The 23,062-nt window shown below is 63.7% G+C and carries 19 protein-coding genes; all 19 read left to right on the top strand.

All coding sequences use genetic code 11. The features are described 5' to 3' along the window. Positions 1–184 precede the first annotated feature (184 nt). Entirely contained in the window at positions 185–877 is a 693-nt protein-coding gene (locus C8K14_RS21060; RefSeq protein WP_107718980.1) for a hypothetical protein, read from the top strand. After that, a complete protein-coding gene (locus tag C8K14_RS21065) occupies positions 877–1,368 on the top strand; it encodes a hypothetical protein (RefSeq protein ID WP_107718982.1) in 492 nt (163 codons plus the stop codon). Before C8K14_RS21060 ends, C8K14_RS21065 begins: the two co-directional genes overlap by 1 nt. A 2-nt stretch (positions 1,369–1,370) precedes the next feature. After that, positions 1,371–1,826: a hypothetical protein gene (locus tag C8K14_RS21070; RefSeq protein ID WP_133726903.1), complete on the top strand. Its 456-nt coding sequence runs from the start codon at positions 1,371–1,373 to the stop codon at positions 1,824–1,826. Next, the gene (locus tag C8K14_RS21075) at positions 1,816–3,318 is read left to right on the top strand and encodes a terminase (protein ID WP_233251181.1); all 1,503 of its coding nucleotides are present in this window, start codon (positions 1,816–1,818) and stop codon (positions 3,316–3,318) included. Before C8K14_RS21070 ends, C8K14_RS21075 begins: the two co-directional genes overlap by 11 nt. Beyond that, on the top strand, positions 3,318–3,551 hold the full coding sequence (locus C8K14_RS21080) for a hypothetical protein (RefSeq protein ID WP_107718987.1): 234 nt from the start codon (positions 3,318–3,320) through the stop codon (positions 3,549–3,551). The genes C8K14_RS21075 and C8K14_RS21080 overlap by 1 nt, the downstream gene beginning before the upstream one ends. Before the next feature lie 247 nt (positions 3,552–3,798). Next, positions 3,799–5,514: a portal protein gene (locus C8K14_RS21090; RefSeq protein ID WP_233251182.1), complete on the top strand. Its 1,716-nt coding sequence runs from the start codon at positions 3,799–3,801 to the stop codon at positions 5,512–5,514. Then, complete coding sequence (locus tag C8K14_RS21095) at positions 5,511–5,855, top strand: hypothetical protein (protein WP_107718989.1); 345 nt, start codon at positions 5,511–5,513, stop codon at positions 5,853–5,855. The genes C8K14_RS21090 and C8K14_RS21095 overlap by 4 nt, the downstream gene beginning before the upstream one ends. Continuing rightward, positions 5,797–6,474 (top strand): hypothetical protein, encoded by a 678-nt coding sequence (locus C8K14_RS21100; RefSeq protein WP_133726904.1) that lies wholly within the window; start codon positions 5,797–5,799, stop codon positions 6,472–6,474. Before C8K14_RS21095 ends, C8K14_RS21100 begins: the two co-directional genes overlap by 59 nt. A gap of 12 nt (positions 6,475–6,486) precedes the next feature. Beyond that, a complete protein-coding gene (locus tag C8K14_RS21105) occupies positions 6,487–7,503 on the top strand; it encodes a major capsid protein (protein WP_107718993.1) in 1,017 nt (338 codons plus the stop codon). Between the two features lie 50 nt (positions 7,504–7,553). Then, positions 7,554–7,997, top strand: a complete 444-nt coding sequence (locus C8K14_RS21110) for a Bbp16 family capsid cement protein (protein ID WP_107718995.1) — start codon at positions 7,554–7,556, stop codon at positions 7,995–7,997. Between the two features lie 2 nt (positions 7,998–7,999). Further along, a complete protein-coding gene (locus tag C8K14_RS21115) occupies positions 8,000–8,212 on the top strand; it encodes a hypothetical protein (protein WP_107718997.1) in 213 nt (70 codons plus the stop codon). Positions 8,213–8,285: 73 nt separating this feature from the next. Next, positions 8,286–8,927, top strand: coding sequence for a hypothetical protein (locus C8K14_RS21120; protein WP_107718999.1), 642 nt, complete (start codon positions 8,286–8,288; stop codon positions 8,925–8,927). Further along, a complete protein-coding gene (locus C8K14_RS21125; RefSeq protein WP_107719001.1) occupies positions 8,924–9,571 on the top strand; it encodes a hypothetical protein in 648 nt (215 codons plus the stop codon). Before C8K14_RS21120 ends, C8K14_RS21125 begins: the two co-directional genes overlap by 4 nt. Next, the gene (locus tag C8K14_RS21130) at positions 9,571–11,382 is read left to right on the top strand and encodes a hypothetical protein (protein WP_107719002.1); all 1,812 of its coding nucleotides are present in this window, start codon (positions 9,571–9,573) and stop codon (positions 11,380–11,382) included. Before C8K14_RS21125 ends, C8K14_RS21130 begins: the two co-directional genes overlap by 1 nt. Next, positions 11,354–11,845, top strand: coding sequence for a hypothetical protein (locus C8K14_RS21135; RefSeq protein ID WP_233251183.1), 492 nt, complete (start codon positions 11,354–11,356; stop codon positions 11,843–11,845). The genes C8K14_RS21130 and C8K14_RS21135 overlap by 29 nt, the downstream gene beginning before the upstream one ends. A gap of 35 nt (positions 11,846–11,880) precedes the next feature. Further along, a complete protein-coding gene (locus C8K14_RS21140; protein WP_199223792.1) occupies positions 11,881–12,426 on the top strand; it encodes a hypothetical protein in 546 nt (181 codons plus the stop codon). Beyond that, positions 12,426–14,522 carry a M23 family metallopeptidase gene (locus C8K14_RS21145; RefSeq protein ID WP_107719006.1) on the top strand — a complete coding sequence of 699 codons (2,097 nt, stop codon included), beginning with the start codon at positions 12,426–12,428 and terminating at the stop codon, positions 14,520–14,522. The genes C8K14_RS21140 and C8K14_RS21145 overlap by 1 nt, the downstream gene beginning before the upstream one ends. A 27-nt stretch (positions 14,523–14,549) precedes the next feature. Continuing rightward, positions 14,550–21,602, top strand: a complete 7,053-nt coding sequence (locus tag C8K14_RS21150) for a hypothetical protein (protein ID WP_107719008.1) — start codon at positions 14,550–14,552, stop codon at positions 21,600–21,602. 66 nt (positions 21,603–21,668) lie between these two features. Further along, on the top strand, positions 21,669–22,970 hold the full coding sequence (locus C8K14_RS21155; RefSeq protein ID WP_133726905.1) for a hypothetical protein: 1,302 nt from the start codon (positions 21,669–21,671) through the stop codon (positions 22,968–22,970). Positions 22,971–23,062: the final 92 nt, after the last annotated feature.

Consider the following 23,062-nt stretch of genomic DNA (forward strand, 5'->3'; position numbering starts at 1 on the left):
TCCGATGCCCGCCGCAAGCACGCCACCAGGCTGATCCGCGATCACGGCGAGGAAGGCTTCCGCACCGCCATCAGGGCCATCATCCGCTCCCGGTTCCTCCGCGGCGACAACGATACTGGCTGGCGGGCCGATGTGGATTTCCTGCTGCAATCCAAATCCTTCTTGAAGCTCATCGAGGGCGCATATGACCGAAGCAACCGGGCAAGACCTGATCACCGCCACGAGCCCGACGGCGCAGTGGCTTTCCTCCAGCAGCGTCTTGGGATTGACGGAGATCCGGGCCCTGCCGGAGAGGCTGGACGATGGGATGATCGAGAAGCTGGAGGCAGTGATCTCGTGCCCCGCCGTTCAGCCTGAGCCTTGCCCGCCGCAGTATCTCGAAAAGGCGCTGATGGCGATGATGGCGGTGCTGCCGCGCCAGGGCAAGGATGCCGCCACTGGTGCTGTGATGGTCAAGCAATACCTGCTCAAGCTGTCCAAGCACCCCAAGGGCGCAATCGAGTACCTCTGGGCCACGTCGATCGATCGGTTGAAGTGGTTTCCGACCGTGGCCGAGTGCAACGAGATCATCGCGGAATGGACTTCACGCGCGGCCGAACAGCGGCATGTCAAGGACATCGCCGGCAGCCGGATCAAGCGCGAGAAGCAGGCCCGGTTCGATGATGCGATGCGCGCCCTGCAGAAGGGGCTGCTCGGCCAGGCCGAGATCGACGCGCTGCCCGAGAAGTGGAAGCTCCATGCCGTGACGGCGGGCCACCTCTGGCTGCTGAAGAACGGCGAGCACCATGCCCGGCCGGCATTCCTCTGGATGACCGATGCTCAAGTGGAAGAACAGCGCGCCCTGGTGGCGCAGTGGCAAGAGGAAGGTTTGCTGTGATGAGCCAAGCAGAACTGTTTGAGATTGGCGAATGCATCAGCCCCGCCCATCTCACGCCGGCGGAATCGATCGCCTATCGGATGATCTATGATGCGGCTGAGGCGGGACAGCCTTGCCCCATGAACATCGACATCGAGATCGAGATCGGCGCGTCGTCGTCGAGCATGGGCCCCAAGACCGTCGCGCGCCTGGAGGCCAAGGGCCTGATCAAGGTCGATCGGCACCACCGCGCGCGTATCGTCACGATACTGGCCACGGGCAAAGAGACTGCCTGCCCCCCTGATCAGCGCGTAGACCTGCCGCGCCGGGACCGTGGCACGCATAGCGACGGACCTCTGATCACTGCGCTGGCGGAACTTGGTGTGCCTGAGCATGTGGCCGACCTGATGCTTGGCGGGCTGCCTGCCTTGGGCAAGCTCGATCGCTTACTTGACCGGGCGAAGGAGTGCGTGGCGCGTCGGCGCAATGGTTATCTTCTGGGGGATCGTTGATCGTGGCTTTTTCGAAACGGCGCCGTGCCGCAGCATTGAAGAAAGTGCTGGACGGATTGAGCAAGGGCATTCCCCTGGCGGTGATCTGCCGGGAAGAGGGAATGCCTTGCGATGATACTGTGCGTGCCTGGGCTGATGCCGATCAGGAAATCGCTCGGGCCATCGCGCGCGCGCGCGAACTAGGCTTTGATGCCATCGCGATGGATGCTTTGGCTATCATCGATGAAGAGCCGGAACACGTCATCACCACAATCGGCGAGGATAGGACTGAGCGGCGCATCGACAGCGCCTCGGTGAAGCGCGCCAAGAACCGGTTCGAAGCACGGCTCAAGCTGCTCGCGAAGTGGGATCCGAAGCGCTACGGCGAATTGATCAAGCACGGCAACGCCGATGGGTCGAACTTCGACCTGGCCAGCGAAGTCGAGGCCGCGCGCCGGAGGGTTTCCGGTGGCGCGTAATCCCAAGGCTGAACTGGCCGCCGACATTGGCGGCTTCACCCACGATCCGCTCGGCCATGCGCTCTATGCTTTCCCGTGGGGAAGGGGGGAACTGGAGGGCATCTCCGGGCCACGCACATGGCAGCGCGAGGTGCTGACCGAAATACGTGACCACCTGCAAAACCCAGCCACCCGGCACAACCCGCTGCGCATTGCCCGCGCCTCTGGTCACGGTATCGGCAAGTCGGCGCTAATCTCGATGGTGATCAAATGGGCGCTCGATACCTGCCCGGATGCACGTGTGGTGGTGACGGCAAACACGCAAGACCAGCTGGACAGCAAGACCAGCCCGGAAATCCACAAGTGGGCGCGCATAGCTCTGACGGGCGACTGGTTCAATCTGAACAAGCGGTCGATTGTCTCCACCGCGCCGGGTCGGTCATCATCCTGGCGTTGCGATCTGGTGACCTGGAGCGAGCACAACACCGAAGCGTTCGCTGGCCTGCACAACCAAGGCCGCCGCATCGTGCTGATCTTCGATGAAGCGAGCGGCATTGCCGACAAGGTGTGGGAAGTGGCGCTGGGGGCCATGACTGACGCTGATACCGAGATTCTGTGGCTGGCATTCGGAAACCCGACGCAGAACACGGGCGCTTTCCGCGAATGCTTCGGCAAGCAGCGCAATCTCTGGCGCACGGCGCAGATTGATAGCCGCACGGTGGAAGGCACCAACAAGGCCTATCTGCAAGAGCTATGCGACACCTATGGCGAGGACAGCGATATCGCCAAGGTCCGCGTGCGCGGCATGTTCCCTTCGGCCAGCAGCATGCAGTTCATTGCCCTGGGCGACGTGGAGGCGGCGCAGAGCCGCGAGATACCGGCGGGCCTGCCCGGTGATCCGATCGTGTTCGGCGTGGACTGTGCGCGCTATGGCGACGACGAGAGCGTGCTTGCCATTCGTCGGGGCCGCGATGCCCGATCGATCCCGTGGCGTTCATGGGGCCAGGTCGATGCCATGACGCTGGCCGGCGACATAGCGCTTGAAGCTGCGCGCCTGCATCCCGATGCGATCTTTGTCGATGCGGGCAACATCGGCGCCGCCGTGGTGGACCGCCTGCGCCAGCTGATCCCTGACACGCCTGTGATCGAGGTATGGTTCGGCGGCAAGGGGCGTGATGCTGAACTGGAGCCGGGCGTCACGGTGCCCACGGCTGACAAGCGCGCTGAAATGTGGACGCGCATGCGGTCTTGGCTGCGATCTGGCGCGATCCCGGACAAGGAACGGCTGCGGGATGACTTGATCGGCCCAACCTACGCCTTTGCCGCCGATGACACGCGCGTGAAGCTGGAGCGCAAGCCAGACATGAAGAAGCGCGGCTTGCCATCGCCTGACTGGGGCGATGCTTTGGCCTGCACCTTTGCTGAGCCGGTGATGCCACGTCGGGTGCCTGGCTATCTCGATCCTGACAACTATCCCCGCGATGAAGCTGGGCGCTATGGGGAATTGGACTGATGCCGGCTGAACTCCACGTCATTCCCTGCGAGCCGCGTGGTGATGATATCCGCCGTGCCCTGCTGGATATTCTCGTGCTGGCCCGGCGTGGCGAACTGTCATCGGTAGCCATCGCCTATGTTGATCGCGATGGATGCACGGGCTGCGCCTATTCCGAAGCGCCGTCACGCGCCACGCAGGTTGGATCGGTCGAAGCCATGAAGCACCGCCTTCTGCAAGTCTGGCTGGACTGATGCGCGGGATTCACGCCCCACAACACCCGGCATAGGCCTGTCTCCTGCATCGACAGGAGGAACCCATCTGCAGCACGCCCACCGTTCCGACCCCGCCCGCCCGGCAAGCCCAGAAGCTGCCCGATGCAGGCGCGTCGGCTAGCGCGACCACTGACAACAGCTGGCGCAAGGCTATTCTGGCCGGCATGGTCACGTCGCCACAGGGTGTGCTGGGGTCGCCCACCACCAGCAAGGCGACTCTCGGCTGATGGCAGACCGGCCCATTCTCTCGACCCGTGGTCAGGCTGGGCCGCTGGTAGATGAGCGCTCGCGCGCCATCCGCAAGCACTGCGAAATGCGCCTGGGGCAGCTGAAATCGATCCGCAGCGACTATGAGCAGGAAGCGGAGCAGATCGCGCGCTTCGCCCAGCCCGCGCGCTCGCGGTTCCTTTCCAACAGCAAGGACCAGAACAGCGGTCGGCGACGGCAGTGGAACAAGACGCTGTTCGATCCCCACGGCATTGAGGCATTCCGCACGCTGACCAACGGCATGACCTCGGGCCTGTCGAGCGCATCACGCCCGTGGTTCACACTCAAGACCGCCGATGATGCCATGATGGATGAGCCGGGCGTGCGTGATTGGCTCTCCGAAGTTGAGCGCCGCATGTACACGTTCTTCGCGCGCACCAACTTCTATGGCGCCGTCAAGGCCGGCTACGGCGAAATGGGCCTGTTCGGCACAGAAGCCTGCGTGATGGTCGAGCATTGGCAGGCCGGCGCAGTCTGCCATCCGCTGACCTTTGGCGAATACTGGATCGCCATGTCCGATGCGATGGTGCCGGATACGCTCTATCGCCTGGTCGCTATGAGCGTGAAGCAGGCCGTCGACACGTTCGGCGATGCTGTCTCTCGTCCAGTTCGGGCGATGTACGACCGCAGCCAATACGACAAGACCGTCGAAATCTATCACGCGATCGAGCCCGATCCTGACCACATGCCCGGCAAGATCGGGGCAAAGCCGTGGCGCAGCGTCTATTGGGAAACTGGCGGTAATGCCGGCTCGCTGCTCAAGGTGTCGGGCTATGCTGATCAGCCGTTCTGGGCGCCGCGCTGGGACGTGGTGGGCGGCGACACCTATGGCGTGTCACCCGGCATGGAAGCCCTTCCGGCCCTGCGCGAATTGCAGATGCAGGCCAAGCGCCGTAACGAAGCGATCGACGCCATGGTCAAGCCCGAGAAGATCGTGCCGCCTGGCGTGCGTCTGACTGGGGAGCCGGGCCGCACCGTCACCGCGTCGGGCGTGGACAAGGATGGCGTGCTGATCCCGTACCAGATGCCCTATCAGGCGGTGGCTGCGATCGGTGCTGAAATCGACAAGTGCAAGCAGCAGATCGACGGGCTTTCCTTTGCGGACCTGTTCAACGCGATCACCAACATGCGTGGGGTGCAGCCCCGCAACATGGAAGAGATCGCGGCGCGCAATGAGGAAAAGCTGACCCAGCTTGGCCCGGTGATCGAGCGCGTGGGCAACGAGAAGCTGGAAGTGGCCATTGATCGCGCCTTCGGCATCATGAGCCGTGGCGGGATGCTATCGCCTGTGCCCGAAGCGATCAGCGGCGCGCAGATTAACGTCGAGTTCGTGTCGATCCTCCAGCAGATGCAGCGCATGGTCGGCATCGGCCAGATCGAGCGCGTGGTGGGCTTTGTTGGCAATCTGGCGGCTGCGCATCCCGAAGCGCTCGACAAGATCGACTTTGACGAGGCCATTGACGAATACGGCTATCGCGCCGGCACACCCGCCAAGCTGATCCGCACCGCTGACCAGGTGCAGCAGATCCGCGACCAGCGCGCGCAAGCCCAACAGGCTCAACAGGCCGCAGCTATGGCCCCAGTGGCCAAAGACGGCGCGGCGGCGGCTGAACTGCTGTCGCGGACAGACGTGGGCGGCGGCCAGAGCCTGCTTGGCCGGATGCTGCCAGCATGACGCAGGAGCAGCGCGACGCAGAGCATCTGCTGCGCCAACCCGAGTTCCTGCGCTTCCTCAGTGCTGCGATTCACGCCGCCGGGATCGTGGGGCAGCAAGTCGGAGCCGATGGGCATCTGACGCGCGATCTCAGTTTTCTTGAGGGGCGCCGCAGCCTGGGGTTCGAATTGCTGCACATGGCCCACGCCGGCCAGCCCGAGCAAATCCGCGCCAGCGACACGCAGGCCCTGACCACGCTTACCGCAGCCCTTCGCCAAACTCTCAACTCACAGGACAAGCCCAATGAGCGACGCCGCACCCGCAACGACCGATACGCCGACATCCCCGACACCGACGCCTGATGCCGCGCCCGCTGCGCCGGCTGCTGACACGTCGGTGTTGGGCGGTGAACTGCCGGCTGCCGATCCTGCGAAAGAAGCGCCCGCGACCACGCCCGCAGCCGATCCGCCCGCGCCCGCAACCGACGCGCCCGTCGTGCCGGAAAAGTATGAGCTGTCGCTGGAAGGCATGACGCTCGATCCCACGCTGGTCGATGCTGCCGACCCGGTGTTCCGCGATCTCGGCCTGACCAACGAACAGGCCGGCAAGTTGCTGCCACTTGCCCAGCAGGTGCAGGAGCGCACCACGCAGGCGCTGATCCAGCAGCTGACCGATGGTGCCGCCGCGCAGAAGAAGGAATGGCTCGACGCGTTCACGGCTGATCCTGAAATCGGCGGGGCCAATCGCGAGCAGACTGAACACCTGGCTGCGCGTGGTCTGGATGCCTTGGGCTTCACCAAGGATCATCCGTTCCGCAAGGCCCTGACAGAATCCGGCTTTGGCAACCATCCCGATATGATCCGCGCATTCCGCGCTGTCGGCCAGATGGTCGGTGAAGACGGCACTTTCGCGCGCGCTGGCGCCGGAAGCGACAACCGCCCCGTCTGGGAGCGGCTCTACCCCAACGACTCCCAGCGATAAGGAAGCCTCATCATGGCAATTCTCGGAACCTCCTACTGGAACTTGATCGACGTTTTGAAGGTCAGCCAGGACGGCATCGGCGATGTCGTCGAAGCGCTGACGCAGCTGACGCCCTTCATGAAGGACGCCAATGTTGTCACCTGCAACGACGGCACCGGCCACCGCACCAGCATTCGCACCGGCCTGCCCAGCGTGGCCTGGGGCGCGCTCTATCAGGGCATTCCGCAGTCCAAGGGCAACTACACCGAAGTGAAGGACACCACGGGTTTCGTGGAAGGTCTTTCGACGGTCGATGAGCGCCTGCTCAACCTCAAGCCTGCCGAAGCGGCCAAGCTGCGTCTGGTGGAAGGTCAGGGTTTCCTGGAATCGATCGCGCAGACGGTGGATAGCGCCATCTGGTATTCCGATACCAAGATCAACGGCAAGCAGTTCCATGGCCTGGCGCCGCGCTACAACTCGCTGTCGAATGCCAACGTCATCAACGGCGGTGGCTCGGGCAGCGACAACACCTCGATCTGGATGGTCACGCATGGCGACATGCAGACCAGCATCATCACGCCGGAGAACATTCCGGCGGGTGTCCAGCGCGAGGACATGGGCCGCCAGCGCGTGCTCGATGGCAGCGGCAACCCCTACTACGTGAAGGAAGAAAAGTTCACGCAGCATGTGGGCCTGACCGTGCGCGATTGGCGCTTCAATGGCCGCATTGCCAATATCGACGTGTCCGACGTGATCGCCGGCACCGTTGCGGTCAATCCGCTGCTGCGCAAGCTCTATTACAAGCTGCAGGGCCGTCGCGCCTACAAGATGGAGCGTGAAGGCCAGATCAGCGCCGGCCGCACGGTCATCTACATGAACAAGACCATGCTCGAAGCTCTCGATGCGGAATCGACCAATGGCCGCAGCGGCGTGGACAACTTCGTGCGCCTCACGCCGATGGAAATCCAGGGCGAGGAAGTCATGACCTGGCGCGGCATGCCGATCCGCGAAACCGACGCGCTGCTGAACACCGAGACGCTGGTCTCGTAACTGCTCAACCGGGCCGGGGGAAGCCTCGGCCCCACATAAGGAATCGTCACATGATTTTCGATAATTCCCTCCTTCTGAGCAGCGCGCAGGCCATCACTGCTTCGGCTGCTTCCACCAACGTCATTGATCTGGGTGCCACCGGCACGCCTTACAATTCGTCCGTGCCCCTGACGCGCGATATCGGGCGCGGTGAGGAAGTCGAACTGTCCGTGGCTGTCGTGGCCTCGTTCAACAACCTGACGTCGCTGACGGTCGGCGTGCAGACCTCGCCTGACAACTCGACGTGGACAACGCGCTATCAGGGCGAAGCTGTGCCGCTCGCGTCGCTGGTGGCGGGCTATCAGTTCAAGTTCCCCTGCTGCTTCGACGAAGGCACCGACACGCGCTATGTGCGGCTCTATTACACCGTGGCCGGCACCGCGCCGACCGCCGGCAGCATCACCGCTGGGCAGGTGGCAAGCCGCCAGACCAACAGCAGCTATGGGGGTCGTTGATCATGGCGCGCTACAAGAGCGAACAGCCGGTCTATCTGAGCAATGAGGGCCGCTACATCGTTGCCGGTGAAGAATTCACCGCCGACCATGTGCCCGGCTCGACCTGGCAGCCGCTGGACGACGAGGCCAAGGCGGCGATCGATGACCGTGACAAGGCCAAGGACGATGCGCCGCCCAGGCGCGGGCGCAAAGCGGCGACCGATACCGCAGAATGAAGCAGGGCCGGGGGAAACCTCGGCCCTTTTCGTTGGGATTCACCGCTAGCGACCATGGCCATAGGTTCGCGGCATGGCTGCCCTTATCGACCTCTGTAACCGTGCCCTGGCCCAGATCGCGGCCGGGCAGATCGCTGACTTTACGGAAGGCACCATGGAGGCGCGCGAGGTGTCGCGTTTTGCTTCTCCGCTGCTTCTTGAGGTTGCCGACTGGACCGAATGGCACTGGATGATCAAGCGCCAGGCGCTGGCCTCGGTCGCGAACGATCGGCCGGCCGAATGGCTCTATGCCTATGCAGAGCCCGCCGACATGGCGCAGCCCCTGGCATTGCGCCAAGTCGAGGATGCCGCCACCGATCTGCCGATCGCCGGGCCATATCCCTTTCCCTTTCAGGATGCGATCCCGCTGGCCTATCTCCACGAGGGTGGCCGCATCTATGCCAACGTGCCTACAGCCACGCTCGTCTATGCGCGCAACAGCTTGGAAGCTGGCGACATGCCACCACTGGTCGCGCGCGCGTTCGAACTGGAACTGGCCGCGCGCATCGCCCTGCCGATCAAGAAGGATGCGAAGGTGGCACAGGTGCTCCAGCAGCAGGCGGAAATTGCCCGGGCACGCGCCATCGCTGATGAGGAGAACAAGCGGGTGCATCGCCCGGTGCGCTATGCCAGCGATGCGGAATATGCCCGCGCCGGGATCGGTGATTTCGCATGACGGTGCGCGTTCCACAGGTCAATTTCTCGCGCGGTGAACTTGGGCCGCAGCTGTATGGCCGCTTCGATGTCGAGGCCTATGGCTCGACACTGCGCCAGGCGCGCAACGTGTTGGTGCTCAAGTACGGCGGTATCACCAAGCGGCCCGGCACCAGGCTAGTGGGTGAAGTGCTCGATGCCAGCAAGCCGACCCGGCTTGTTCCGTTCCAGTTCTCACTGACCCAGACCTATGCGCTCGAACTGGGTCAAGGCTACATGGCTCCGTGCGCAGTCGGCGGCAGGGTGCTGGAAGAAGAACTGGCGATCACCGGCATATCGAACGCTGCGCAGGCGGTGGTAACCGTCGCATATCATGGCCTGGCCGTAGGCGACTGGTGGTATTTCGACGGCGTGAAAGATGGCTTGGGCGATCTGCTGAACGGGCGGGCTTTCAAGGTGCTGACTATCGTTGATGACAGCCACTTCGCCGTGGCAGTCGATACTAGCGCAGCGCCAGCATTCACGGGGTGCGATGGTGGGATTACTCGGTCCGCGCCGCCCACTGTGCCGGTCGCGCCTGTGGTTCCGCCAGTAGTGCCCCCGCCCGACCCGCCAGCTACCGGTGGCGGTGGCGGTGGCAGCTTCAAAGGCACGCAGAGGTTCTGATGGGAGGCAATCGCATCTACAAGGTGGGCTCGCCCTACAACGGTGAGGAATTGGCGGAACTCGATTTCGAGCAGACCGCCGACACGATGTATCTGGCCCACATCGACCATGCCCCTGGCAAACTGGTGCGCGCCGGCCATACCGACTGGTCATTCCAGACCGTGACGTTCGGCCCCAGCATTATTGCGCCAGCGAGTTGCACAGCGACGGCGGCCACACCGAATACCGACAGCGATAACGGTGGCGCCAGTTACTTCCCGCAGCCTGCCAGCTATTGTGTAACGGCGGTGAACGATGACACCGGATATGAAAGCCGCGCGTCGAGCGAGGCTACGGTCACCAATGACCTGACCCTCAAGCGCAACTTCAACACGATCAACTGGTCTGCTGTGGCCGGGGCAACGCGATACAAGGTCTACAAGGCCGACAATTCGCAGTTCTTCGGCTATATCGGCAGCACCGACAGCACCACGTTTCGCGATGACAACATCGGCCCCGCGCTCGATCAGGCGCCGCCGCAGGGCAATAACCCGTTCGCCGCAGCGGGTGACTATCCGTCGACCGTCACGCTGTTCGAACAACGCTCGATGTGGGCCCGCACCAGCAATGTGCCGCACGGAGTCTGGGGCAGCCGATCGGGCCAGTTGGAAAACATGGACCGGTCGCGCCCGGCCATTGCCAGCGATGCGCTGTCGTTCGCCATCATGGCTGGGCGGGTCAATTCGGTGAACCACCTGGTGACCACCACCAGCCTGCTGGCCTTGACCTCTGACAGCGTATTCCACATCGATGGCGATGGATCGGGTGGCGTGCTCGATGCAACGTCGCCGCCAGCCACCCGCCGGCAGATCGGCCGCGGATCGTCGCGGCTGCCAGCCCTGGTCGTTGACAACGTGGTGTTCTACCAGCCCAGCGTCGGGCAGTCGGTTCGCACGATCGGCTATGATTTCACGATCGATGGCTTGAAATCCAACGATGTCTCGATCTTCTCGCCCCACTTCTTCGAAGGCATGAGCATCGTTTCCTGGTGCTATGCGCAGGAGCCGCGCAGCGTGATCTGGGCCGCGCGCGATGATGGCAAGCTGCTGTGCTTCACCTGGGAGCAGGAGCAGAATGTCTGGGGGTGGACCCTCTGCGAGACGGATGGGAATGTCGTCTCGGTCTGCTGCATATCGGAAGATGGCGAGGATCGCGTCTACCTCATGGTCGATCGCCAGGTGCAAGGCGTGACACGCCGCTTTGTCGAGCGCATGGTCAGCCATCGCTGGTCGGACGTGAAAGATTGCTGCTTTCTCGACTGCGCGGTTTCTGGTTCGTTCGACGCGGAGCAGACCACATTCACGGGGCTGTGGCATCTGGAAGGGCGCACCGACGTGGCGGGCCTGGTCGATGGCAAGGCGATCACCGGCCTGACCGTCACCAATGGCCGCCTGACGCTTCCGGATGACTTCGGTGGCGGCAAGGTGGCGAGCTTCGGCATTCCCTACGAAGTGACGGTCGAGACGCTGCCTGTCCGCATCAGCACGCAGGATGGCGGCAGCAATATGGGCCGGGTGCAGGCATTGGGCGAAGTGGTGGTGCGGCTGTCCAATACCCGGCAGATCAAGGCCGGCATCAACGAGGCAAACTTGTTCCCGCTCAAGTCCCGCATGGGCGAGGCCTATGGCGCGCCCGATGCGCTGATGAACGGCGAATATACCATCAACATGGCGAACAAGGCGCGCGATGAATGCGTGGTGCTGATCCGCCAGACCGCACCGCTACCCTTCACGATGCTGGCCATTGCCCAAGATCCAGAGATCTATGGCTAGGCTCGGCTCGGCCATCAGGATCGTGCCGGCCGAAGTCCGCCATGTCGGATACCTGGCGCACCACATGCGTGCAATCGATCAGCTGGAATGCCGGGCCATGGGGCGTGAACCGAAACAGGCTTTGCGCACAGGCATCATGACCAGCGCCAAGTGCTGGACCGCGCTGCTCGATGGCCGGCCGCATGCGATGTTCGGCGTGGTGGTGGAAAGCGTGCTGACGGGCGAAGCGGTGCCGTGGTTTCTGGGCACAGACGAGGTTTACCGGCATCCGCGCGAGATGCTGGCCTGGGGTCCGACCATCATCGATCGGCTTCACGATTCACGCCATACCCTGCGGAACCTAGTTTCCAGCCAGAACGCGCAGGCCATCCGGCTGCTGAAACGCTGGGGCTTTGCGGTTGATGAAGAGGAAGTGGGCGTGCGCGGGGTGATGTTTCGCCGGTTTTCCAAGGAGCCTTGCTGATGTGCGCGCCTGCCCTACCGATCATTGCGGCCGGCATGGCTGTGGCCGGCACAGCGGTCAAGACGATCAGCGCCATGCAGCAGGCCACCGTGCAGGCGCGCGTTGCTGATGCCAACGCCGCGGCGGAACGCGATGCCGCCCAGCAGGATCAGCAGAATGCGCAGCAGGCCGCCCTGCAGCGGTATCGGGAGATCGCGCGCGTTAAAGGGCAGCAGGCCGTGGCGGCAGCAGCCAATGGTGTGTCGCTCGACTTCGGCACGGCCGCCGATGTGGTCAGCGATACCGATATGCTGGGCCGTGAGGATGTGGCGAATATCTACCGCCAGGGCAGCAACACGCTGCGTAGCCACGACATCAACGCTGCCAACTACGGCGCGCAGGCGAATGCGGCACGGGCATCACGCACCAACGCTTTGATCAGCGGCGCGCTCGACATGGGTTCGACGGTGCTTGGCACGGCCAGCCAATATGGCGCATTCAAGGGTGGCGCCGGCTTCTCGGCATCATCGATCGACTATGGCAGCATGGCAAAGCAGGCCAAAAAGGCCGGTGCCACCGCCTACAGCTTGATGGGTTCCTGATGCCCAAGGCCCCGCAATATCAGCAGGCCACCAGCGGCGCCGCGCCAGTCAGTGCCCGGCTGCAGGCGCCTCCCCCGGTCGCCAATGGTCTGGGGGATGGTCTGCAGCATCTGGGGGAGGTCATCGACAAGATCTCGCTCCAGCATGACGATACAGTGGCGCGGCAGCAGGTTCTGGCGGTGCAGCCGATGCTTTCGGATGCCTTGACGCAGTTCAAGACGCAGCAGGGCGGCAATGCTGTCGATGGTCTGCCGGCAGCGCGCAAGCAGCTGGACGACATCCGCAAGCAAGGGCTGGATGGCCTGAAAAGCCCGCGCGCGCAGCAGATCTTCTCCCAGCATTTCGACACGCTCTATGCCTCGGCGTTGGGAGACATGAACGGCCATGCGATCCAGCAGGCGGCGGTGCAGCGCAAGACCGTTCTGGGTGCGGAACTATCGACTGCGCAGGATGCCGCTGCCGGCCTGGTCGATAGCCCCGCTGATCTGCGCGCTGCTGTGGGTGTCGTTGGTCAGAAGGCGCAGGCCTATGCCGACTTTGCCGGCCTGGGCGAAGCGGGTGCGCAGTATGTCAAGCAGCAGCAGGGCGCCGTCTATGGCATGGCCATTGATCGCCTGGTGAAAGACGACAAGGTTGATCTGGCCTCAGCGCTGTTCGATGCGCACCACGATGAAATGACGTTCGAGCAGCGCAACAGCGCGCTTGATGCCCTGCGCGAGCCCATGCAGCGCCGTGATGCGGCGAATGGGTTCCTGGAGGTGACAGCTGGCCTAGGGCCTTCTCGTGGCGCTCCTGCCGCGCCTGAGGGCCAACCTGGCGGCCGGGTCCAGATGCCGGTGGCCAATGGCCATGTGACGAATACCTTCGAGCAGCACAGGGAGCGTGGTTCTGCTGGACTGGATATTGGCGCGCCGCTGGGCGCAGCCATCCACCCGATTGCCGGCGGCACCGTCGAGGCGGTTACCCAAGACGATCGCGCGGGCCGCTGGGTTAAGGTCAAGCATCCCGACGGCACGACATCGACCTATGCACACATGGGCAATCAATCGGTGAAGCCGGGCGATGTTGTGACGCCTGACACGGTGTTGGGCACGGTGGGGATGACGGGCCATACCACTGGCCCGCATGTGCATCTGCGGGTTCGGGGTGCTGATGGTGCCGATCTCGATCCGCAGAAGGTGATCGGTGGCCGTGCAGGTGAAAGCACTCTGGTTGGCTCGCCGCAGGCCGCGCGCAACTGGGATCAGGCTTCCGTGATCGCGCAGATCGACAAGCGCAGCGACTGGTCGTTCGAAAAGCGCGAGCGGGTGAAGGCCTATGCCCGTCAGCGCATGGGCCAGGACGAGCAGGCGCTCAACGATCAGTTCCAAGACGCGGCCGACAACGTGCACCAGTGGATCGGCAACTACCAGGCCAACCACAACGGCGATTATCCGCCGCCCGATGCGCTGCCGTCCACCCTGTTGGGGCGCATGAAGCCGTCTGATGCAGCGGAATTGCGCGGCAGCATGGCGAAGGCGCTCAAGGCCAAGACCGATGAGGCTGAGCGCAAGGCGCAGGACATGACCTCGCTGGGGGCCACGCTGCGCATGTATAACGATCCGCAGGGCTTCATGCGGGCCGATCTGCCCAAGGAATACATGGGCAAGGTATCATCGAGCGATTTTGCCCAATTGGTGACAGCACAGGCCCGAATGCGCCAGGATGCCAGCAAGCCGCAGGCGTGGGAGCCGTTCAAGGATTCGGCAACGGCTCTGGCGCAGTATTCCGCGTTCAACAGCCTTGATCTCAAGGACAAGGACAAGGCTGCCGCGCTCCAGACGATGAAGGCGCAGGCTGATGCGTTCGTGGCCAAGAATGCTCGGCCGCCGTCCTCATCCGAATGGTATGACATTGCCCGCCGGGCCACGCGTTCCGTCTCGACGCCGGGCATGCTGTGGGGCACGAACGAAACGCCGCTGTATAAGGCCGCCCCAACCAGCGAGCAGCGCAGCGCCGTGGTGGACACGTTCAAGCGGGTGTTCAAGCGGGCGCCGACCGATGACGAAGTGCTCTACTGGTATCGGCAACAGCAGGCAGGCGCTGCGATTCAGTGACCGATATGGGCGGGGTATTCCTGCCCAATGCCGGATTTCATCACGCCCGCCCAGCCTTGGAACACCAGCGGCGCCATGCCGCGCCCATTGCAATCGCCCATGGCGCAGGATCCGCTGGCAGATGCGATGCGCCGAGAGCGCGATGCTCAGACCCGGCGCAACATTGTCGAGGCCCAAGCGCCAGATCAGGTGGCGCAGGCAACTGCGCTAGCGCGCCAGATGGGTGCCATGCCTGCCGATGTAGAGGGTATGGTGGGAGAGGCCGAGAAGGCCTTGCGCGCGAACAACTTCGGCAAGCTCATCGACCAGCATCCGACCATTGGCGAATGGGCGGCCGGTGATCCGCGTAGCGCCGTGGCGGCGTCGGATGACACCAAGAGCCTGGGCATTTTGGGCAGCGCCTGGGATATGCTCAAGAAGCTGCCAGGGCGTATCGGCGCCGGGACGTTCGATGCTGCGGCGGGGCTACGCGAGTTCACCGACACGCTGGTGCTGCCCGCCGACTATCTGAATTATGGCTTCGATGCCGTGGCCACGACCGTATTGCAGCAGGCCGGTCTGCGCGCCGGCTATGATCCCGACAAGGCGTTTGCGCAGCAGCAGGCCTGGCGCGCTGCTGGCCGCCAGCAACTGCGCAACGAAGCGGCTTCGATCCGCCAGAATGCGATCGGCAACAACTTCTGGACCGAAAGTGCCCTGTCAGGGATGGAAAGCATCCCGCTGACCGTCGCGGCGGCGATGACGCGCAATCCCGAATTGGCGACCGCTATCCCAGCCACGTCGGTAGGCGGGAATGCCTATGCCAAGGGCAAGGCCAAGGGCCTGAGCGGTGCTTCGGCGCTGACCTATGCGATGACGCAGGGCGGAACCGAATACATCACCGAGAAGATGCCCGCGAGCCACCTGGTGGAAGCGCTGGTGCAGAAGACGCCAGTGGGCAAGGCAATCCTGGGCCAGCTGGTGCACGAAATCCCCGGCGAGCAAATCGCCACGGTCGTGCAGGATCTTTCGGACTGGGCTTCGGTCAATCCTGATCAGACCTTTGGCGACTATCTCAGGGAGCGGCCTCAAGCGGCGCTGGCGACGCTGATCGGCACCGTGGCTGCCACTGGCGCGCAAACCGGTGGCGCGGTGCTGATGGATCGGGCGGCACAGAAGGCGGCAGAGCGGTTCCAGCGGCCAGCGGCTGAGGCAGCACGCGCAGCGCAGGACGGTCAGGCGCTCAATCTGATGGCCAAAGCGGCGGAAGGATCAGCACTGCGCCAGCGCGATCCAGAGGCCTATGCGGCGCTGCTGCGCGTGGCCAGCGACAACGGCCATATCCCGCAACAGGTCTATGTGCCCGCCGAAGCGATCACGGCCTACCAGCAGTCGGACAGCTACAACCAGTTCGACGATCCGCTGGCCGATTACCAGAGCCAGATTGCCGAGGCACAGGCCACTGGTGGCGATGTGGTACTGCCATCGGATTTTGCCCTTACCGCGCTGCCCGGCACCCCGGCCTGGGCGGCAATCAAGGATGATATCCGGCTGCGGCCGGGCGGCATGTCGCTGCGCGAGGCGCAGGCCTTCCAAGAGGACCATGCGCAGCGTGTTTCCGAGGTGGAGCAGGCATTCCAGGATGGCATCAAGCCGACCTTGCCTGATCTCTATCACGGTGGCCGGGAGGGGATGACGGTCAACGACATCGCCATCATCCGCACCGATGGCCAGAAGCAGGGCAAGAAGGGCCGCGTCTATGGCGGGTTCTATGCCACCGGCAAGCTGGACGAGGCACAGGGCTATGCCGACATGGGCGAAGGTGGCGGTAAGGTCTATCGCGTGGACTTGGCGCCGGGCGCGACGGTGGAAAACAGGGAGGGCGATATCACGCGCCTGACGCCGGAGACCATCGACGAATACCGCGCGCGTGGCGTTGACGTGGTGGTGGGCAAGGATCCGCGCGGGCGTACCGAATATGCGGTGATTAACAAGGACGCGATCAAGGGCTTGAGCGATCCGCAGGCCCGCGAGGCCTCCATCGATCAGCGCGCAGCCATGGTCGATGCGCGCACGCAGGAACTGCAGAATGCGGGCATCCCAGCACGCATGGCGGGCATCTATGCCGAACTGGACGTCCTGCGCGCGGCGGTACGCGCAGAGCGCAATGGCCGGCCGCTTGATCCCAAGGACTTCGGCTCAACCATTCGCGCCGTGCTGCCTGAGCGCCTGGCCGAAATCCAGCGCGCCGACCAGTGGGACACCGTGATCCATGCCATGCGCAAGCGCGCGCCGGCTGAAATCCCGCAGGGCAAGACGCTGCTGGAATGGATCAACGATCGCGGCGGCGTCAACGATGTAGGCGGCGACCTCAAGGCTATGGGGCTCGACCGCTGGCACATGAACGACAAGGGCAAGAAGCCCGTCCCCATCAAAGGTCGCCGGCAGATCATTCGCGCCTATGATCCGCGCCAAGCCGAAATGGCAGGAGCAATTTCGGGCAACGGCGAATATGGTCTCGATACCACGCTGTCGACCGCGATCGATGAGGGCTATTTCCCGGAATTGCAGGCAGCACAGTTTGAGGCTGGACCCAGCACGATCGATCAGAACCAGCTGCTGGATGCCATCCGCGCAGAACTGGCGGGCAAGCCGCGCTATGCCGAAGCGCCCAAGATCGATCCGGCCCGGGCGGCAGCGGATGACCTGCGTGCCATGCTGGAGGACACGGGGCGCGATCCTGATGCAATGACCGATGCCGAGATCCGCGCAGCGATCAAGGACTATGCTGCCGGCGCACAGAGCCAGGGGTATGAGCAGGCCACCGACGCGCGGATTGAATCGGTGGCCCATGCCATCGATGAATTGAGCAGTGGATCGAGCGAGGCGGTGGTTCACGACCTGCGCCCCGACCTCAAGCAATTCGGCGGCGATGCCGACGTGCATCTGGTGATGGGCGACAACAAGAAGGGCATTGCGCATATCCTGGCCCAGCGGTCACCCGACGTGCTGGGCAATGTGTTGCGCGCCGTGGCGATCGGCACCGACGTGTCGTATCAGGAAGCCAAGCGGACGGTGCGCATTTCGCACAATGGCTATACCGCCGTGCTGTCCCTCGACGAACACGGCAAGACCAAGACCTGGCTATTGACTGGTTGGGAAGATGACCGGCCCGATGCAAAGGGCAAGGTTGGTACTAAGTCCCCCGCTACGCAAGACGCCCCTACGTTTAGTCGTGACGAATTGGGAGCGAGCCGGTCAGCCCTTATATCGGCGTCGCGCGAATTGCGTCAAGGGTCAGAGGGTGGCCCGCGCGGGCGCTTCATCCCCGGCCAAAATGGGCGCGGCGGCACGATCGAGCTTTTCCAGAGCCGCAACCCTTCGACGCTGATCCACGAGTTCGGCCATCAATGGCTGGAGGAACTGCGCGCCGACGCCATGCACTCGGAAGCGAGTGACCAGCTGCGCAGCGACTGGGAGACGGTCAAGGCGTGGTTCGCCAGCCTGGGCTATCCTCTGGCCGACGACGGCGCGATCCCAGTGGAGGCGCACGAATACTGGGCGCGCGGCATTGAGCGCTACCTGATGGAGGGCAATGCGCCGTCCACCGGGCTGGCGCGCCTGTTCGAGACGGTGCGCGGGTGGATGCTGGCGATCTATCGCAAGGTCGATGCCCTGCGCTCCCCGATCAGCCCGGAAATTCGCCAGGTGTTTGATCGCATGCTGGCGACGGATGATGAGATCACGGCTCAACGCAATGCCCTGTCGATGCAGCCGGCCATCAGCGATCCCAAGGCCATGGGCATGACCGGGGCAGAGTTCGACGCCTATACCCAGATGGCGCAAGGTGCGCGCGACAAGGCCAATGCCGATCTGCTGGCCAAGGCCATGGCGGCAATCCGCCGGCAGCGTACCAAGGCCTGGAACGATGAGCGGGCAGCTGCGCGCGCGGATGAGGCAGAACGGCTTGATGCCGCGCCGCTGCTGAAATCGCTGCGCATGATGCGCGATACCCCCATCGATCGCGAATGGCTCGAAGATCGGTTTGGCCGCGACGTGCTCGATCTGCTGCCCAAGCAGGTGCCGCCGATCCACAAGCTGGGCGGGGCTAATCCCGATGCACTGGCGGAAATGGCGGGATTCGACAGCGCGCAGCAGATGATCGAGGTACTGATCGGTGCCCAGCGCCAGCATGTGGAGGCAAAGGCATCTGGAGATGCGCGCGGCCTGCGCCAGCGCATGATCGACAATGCCGCCGATGCCGAAATGCAGCGCCGCCATGGTGATGATCCGCTGAGCGATGGCAGCATCGAGGAAGAGGCCATTGCCGCGGTGAACAACGACTTGGCTGGGGATCTGCTGGCCACTGAACTGCGCTATCTCGGTCGGCGGGCAGGAAAGCAGGCCACGCCATATCAGGTGGCGCGCGCATGGGCTCGGCAGACGGTGCGCGGTGGGGTGATCGTGGAACAGGCCAGCCTGGCGGCTATCCAGCGCCACACCAAGGCCGTTGCCAAGGCTGGGCGCGAGGCTGAGAAAGCGATCTTGGCCGGCAAGATGGATGAGGCGTTCGCGGCCAAGCAGCGGCAGCTGCTGTCATCGGCCCTGCTGTCCGAATCCAAGGCAGCCTATGACGAGGTGTCGCGCGCGCATGATCGCCTCGCGGCCATCGCCAAGCGGCGCACGATGAAATCGGTCGATCAGGACTATCTGGAGCAGGCCCACGCCTTGCTCGATGCCGTGCAGCTGGGGCCGCGCTCGCAAAAGTCGATCGAGCGCCAGGGCAAGTGGGAGACCTGGGCCGCGCAACAGGAAGCCGATGGCGTCGATGTGGTGGTGCCGCGCAGCTTCGAGGCGACGCTGCGTGGCACGCACTGGTCGCGCCTGACGGTCGAAAACCTGCTGGGGCTGAACGATGCCGTCGAGCAGGTCATGCACCTGGGCCGCCTCAAGCAGACGCTGCTGGACAACCAAGAGCAGCGCGAATGGGACGACATTTTCAAAGAGGCTGTGCAGGCGGCCGCAAACATCCAAGGCGCGCCGCCTCGCGACCTGACCGATCCCTCGGTGCTGGAGGCCATCAAGGCCAATGCCCTGGCGCTGGATGCCTCGCTGCTCAAGATGGAAACCGTGTTCGACTGGCTCGATGGTGGCGATCCCAACGGCGTGTTCAACCGCATCGCGTTCCGTCCGATTGCCGAGGCGCAGGACCGCGAGAACGCGATGCTGGCCGATTACTACGGCCGGATCAAAGCGCTGTTCGAAGCGGTGCCGGCTGAGGATGCGGCACGCTGGCGCGACAAGATGGAAATGCCCTGGACCGATGTGGCCACTGGCGGCCCGATGCGCATGGAACGGTCGAAGGTGATCGCCATGGCGTTGAACATCGGCAATGCCGGGAATTTCCAGCGCTTGGCTGATGGCTATCGGATCAATCCTGGTGCGATCGAGAACTATCTCAACGACACGCTGACCGCCGGGGAATGGCAGTTCGTGCAGAGCGTATGGGACACAATCGACATGCTGTGGCCGATGATCGAGGGGCTGGAGCGGCGCGTTAACGGCGTGGCGCCTGAAAAGATCGAGCCGCGCGCATTCGACACGCCGCATGGCCCGATGCGCGGCGGCTATTACCCCGCCATCTACGACACGACGCGCGACTATCGCGCGGAAGAACGCGGCGGCAAGGAAAGCGATCTGCTGGGCGCGAACTATACCAAGGCCACCACGCGGGCCCGGGCGACGAAAGAGCGCGCCGAGAAGGTCAAGGCGCCGATCCTGCTCGACCTGGGCGTGATCAACCGGCACCTGGGCGAAGTGATCCACGATATCACGCACCGCGAGGCCGTGATCCAGGCTAATCGCTTCCTGACCAGCGAGCGGGTGTCGCGCGCAGTTGATGCGGCGCTCGGCCCCGAGATTCGCAAGCAGTTCCGTCCCTGGGTCAAGTTCGTGGCCAATAGCTGGGCGATGGAACGCGCCGGCAACGAAGGGTTCGGCAAGTGGCTGGGCAAGCTGCGGGCGAATGTCACCGTGGTGGGCATGGGCCTGCGCGCAACCACGATGCTGACCCAGATTGCCGGCTATTCCAACTCGGTCGAGGTAGTCGGCGCCGGGCCGATGGCAAAGGCTATTGCGCAGTTTTCGGCATCGCCAATCGAGACCGCACAGTTTGCCTTGGAGCGCTCGGGCGAACTGCGCGCGCGCATGGACACCCTGGACCGCGACATCAGGAATCAGATCAACGCCATGGCCACGGTCAACCCAGTGGGGAAGCTCGCCCGCCAGGCGTTGGATGCCAAGCGTTTCATGTTCCACGGCATTGGCTATATGGATCGCGTCGTGTCCGTTCCCACGTGGATGGCTGGGTACTCGAATGCGATTGCAACCGGCGCCACGGAAGCCGATGCGATCTATGCTGGCGACAAGGCCGTGCGCCAGTCGCAGGGATCTGGTTCCCCCAAGGACATGGCGGCGATCGTGCGTGGAACGGGCAAGTGGGGCGAGGCCACCAAGCTGTTCACGATGTTCTACAGCTATTTCTCGGCGCAGTATCAGCGCCAGCGTACCTTGGCGCGTGATGCCGGCGGCGCCGATGCGCGGCGATCGCGCAACCTGCCTAAGCTGACCGCGCGCGCATTCTTCCTGCTGGTTGTTCCGCCGCTGCTCACAGAACTGATCAAGGCTGGCGTGACTGGTGGCGGTGGGCCCGACGATGACGAGTGGTGGAGCGAATGGATATCGCGCAAGATGCTGGCGAATGCGATTGGTCCGATTCCTTTGGCGCGCGACGTGTTCGAGCCGACTTGGAATGCAGTTGCGGGCAACCGCGTGTTCAGCGCCTCACTGACCCCGATGCAGCGCGCGGCCGATAGCCTGGCGCAGGCCGGGCGCGACGTAGGCAAGTTGGCGCGCGGCCAGGAGACAAAGCACGCCACCAAGGATGTGCTGGAAACGACCGGCTATCTCACCGGCCTGGTGCCCGGCCAGGTGGCGAGCGCAACGCAGTTCCTGGTCGATGTCGGCCAGGGCAATGCCGATCCGCAAAGCGTGGGCGACTGGATCGAGGGCCTGACTACGGGCAAGGTCAAGGACGAATAACCCCACGCGATTCACGCGTAGGGGGCTGGCCCATAGACCCATCGGAACACGCAACCGGTGGGTTTTATGGCTGTCTCCACGACCAATGCATTCGACGGACCGTTCATCGCCAATGGCGTGGCAACCACGTTTCCGTTCACCTTCACGGCGCTGACCGATGCTGATGTGACGGTGGAAATCGATGGTGCGGCGGTTTCCGGGTATAGCGTCACCATTGCTTCGGGCGGCGGCGGCTCGGTCATTTTCGACAGTGCGCCTACCAGCGGTGAAATCTATATCCTGCTGGAGCCTTCTTTCGAGCAGCTGACACAATTCGAGGACGGCTCTGGCTGGCTGGCGTCGCCGGTCAACCGGGTGAATGACCGAGCAGCGCTGCGCGATCAGCGCAATCGGCGCGATACCGATCGGGCACTCAAGGTGCCGATGGGTGAAAGCCCACCGCCTATGGCCTCGCTCGCCGGCAGCGATGGCAAGGCCCTGGGCATTGTTGATGGCGTGATCCAGCCTGTGCCGTTCAATGGTGCTGATGGGGCGCAGTCGGCTGCTGATGCCAATGCCTCCAAGCTGGGGGCGCAGACGGCGCAGGGGCTGGCGGAAGCCGCGCGTGATGCCTCGATCACGGCCAAGGGGCAGAGCGAGGCGGCGCGCGATGCAGCGGCTGCGCAGGTTCCCCTGGCGAGTGCACAGGCCCTTGCAGCGCAGGTTCAGGCGAATAACGCGGCGATTGCGGCGCAGCAGGCGCAGGCCGCCGCGCTGGGGCTGCCGCTCTACCCTATTCTCAACGCGGCGACGGCTGTAGGCGGCTCCAATATTCTGCCTAAGGGCATTGTTACTGGCACGGTCGGCGGCACGGCGGTCAGTGGTGCGACGATAGGCACTTATCCGCTGACCGCGACCGGCGGCGACTTCACGGGCGTGATTGCCAACCTGGTGGTGTCGTCTGCAACGTCGGCCGCGATTGCTGTTGCTGATCCTGGCCGTACGTTAGCGGCCAGTCCCACGGCTCCGACCTGGGCGAAGCCTTCGGGTGCGACGCTGCCGTCGGGAACAACGCTCACCGCGAACATCGGTGACAAGATCACGGCGGGCAATGGCCAGACCTATCTGACGCCGAATATGGCCGGCACGGCGCTGCTTTATTGGCAGAATACTGGAACCGGTGTCCCGGTGGCTGTTAATGACCCTACTGGCGCCCAAATTTCCCAACCGCTGTCCGGCCCGGTAAACACGCTGCTGGCAATTCTTGCGCGCGTCCTCAAATACCCTGGCTGGTTGATGGCCATCAAGGGATCAGGTCGGCGTTTGGTTTGGGGGATCAAGGATAGCGGCGCGGTCTGGTCCTACTTGTCCGAGATCGTAACGCTATGAGGTGGTCCCGCCTTCCTGGACAGGTTTGCGGCAAAATTAAGCTCAAACCGGTGTCGTCATGCCGCGAGTTTGGTCATCAGATCATGGGGGGC

The organism is Novosphingobium sp. GV079, from assembly GCF_003058045.1.
GTDB classification, from domain to species: Bacteria; Pseudomonadota; Alphaproteobacteria; order Sphingomonadales; family Sphingomonadaceae; genus Novosphingobium; species Novosphingobium capsulatum.

Coding starts and splice junctions, on each gene's coding strand:
- C8K14_RS21060 (WP_107718980.1), top strand. CDS start 185: ATGACCGAAGCAACCGGGCAAGACCTGATCACCGCCACGAGCCCGACG.
- C8K14_RS21065 (WP_107718982.1), top strand. CDS start 877: ATGAGCCAAGCAGAACTGTTTGAGATTGGCGAATGCATCAGCCCCGCC.
- C8K14_RS21080 (WP_107718987.1), top strand. CDS start 3,318: ATGCCGGCTGAACTCCACGTCATTCCCTGCGAGCCGCGTGGTGATGAT.
- C8K14_RS21090 (WP_233251182.1), top strand. CDS start 3,799: ATGGCAGACCGGCCCATTCTCTCGACCCGTGGTCAGGCTGGGCCGCTG.
- C8K14_RS21095 (WP_107718989.1), top strand. CDS start 5,511: ATGACGCAGGAGCAGCGCGACGCAGAGCATCTGCTGCGCCAACCCGAG.
- C8K14_RS21100 (WP_133726904.1), top strand. CDS start 5,797: ATGAGCGACGCCGCACCCGCAACGACCGATACGCCGACATCCCCGACA.
- C8K14_RS21105 (WP_107718993.1), top strand. CDS start 6,487: ATGGCAATTCTCGGAACCTCCTACTGGAACTTGATCGACGTTTTGAAG.
- C8K14_RS21110 (WP_107718995.1), top strand. CDS start 7,554: ATGATTTTCGATAATTCCCTCCTTCTGAGCAGCGCGCAGGCCATCACT.
- C8K14_RS21115 (WP_107718997.1), top strand. CDS start 8,000: ATGGCGCGCTACAAGAGCGAACAGCCGGTCTATCTGAGCAATGAGGGC.
- C8K14_RS21120 (WP_107718999.1), top strand. CDS start 8,286: ATGGCTGCCCTTATCGACCTCTGTAACCGTGCCCTGGCCCAGATCGCG.
- C8K14_RS21125 (WP_107719001.1), top strand. CDS start 8,924: ATGACGGTGCGCGTTCCACAGGTCAATTTCTCGCGCGGTGAACTTGGG.
- C8K14_RS21130 (WP_107719002.1), top strand. CDS start 9,571: ATGGGAGGCAATCGCATCTACAAGGTGGGCTCGCCCTACAACGGTGAG.
- C8K14_RS21140 (WP_199223792.1), top strand. CDS start 11,881: ATGGCTGTGGCCGGCACAGCGGTCAAGACGATCAGCGCCATGCAGCAG.
- C8K14_RS21145 (WP_107719006.1), top strand. CDS start 12,426: ATGCCCAAGGCCCCGCAATATCAGCAGGCCACCAGCGGCGCCGCGCCA.
- C8K14_RS21150 (WP_107719008.1), top strand. CDS start 14,550: ATGCCGGATTTCATCACGCCCGCCCAGCCTTGGAACACCAGCGGCGCC.
- C8K14_RS21155 (WP_133726905.1), top strand. CDS start 21,669: ATGGCTGTCTCCACGACCAATGCATTCGACGGACCGTTCATCGCCAAT.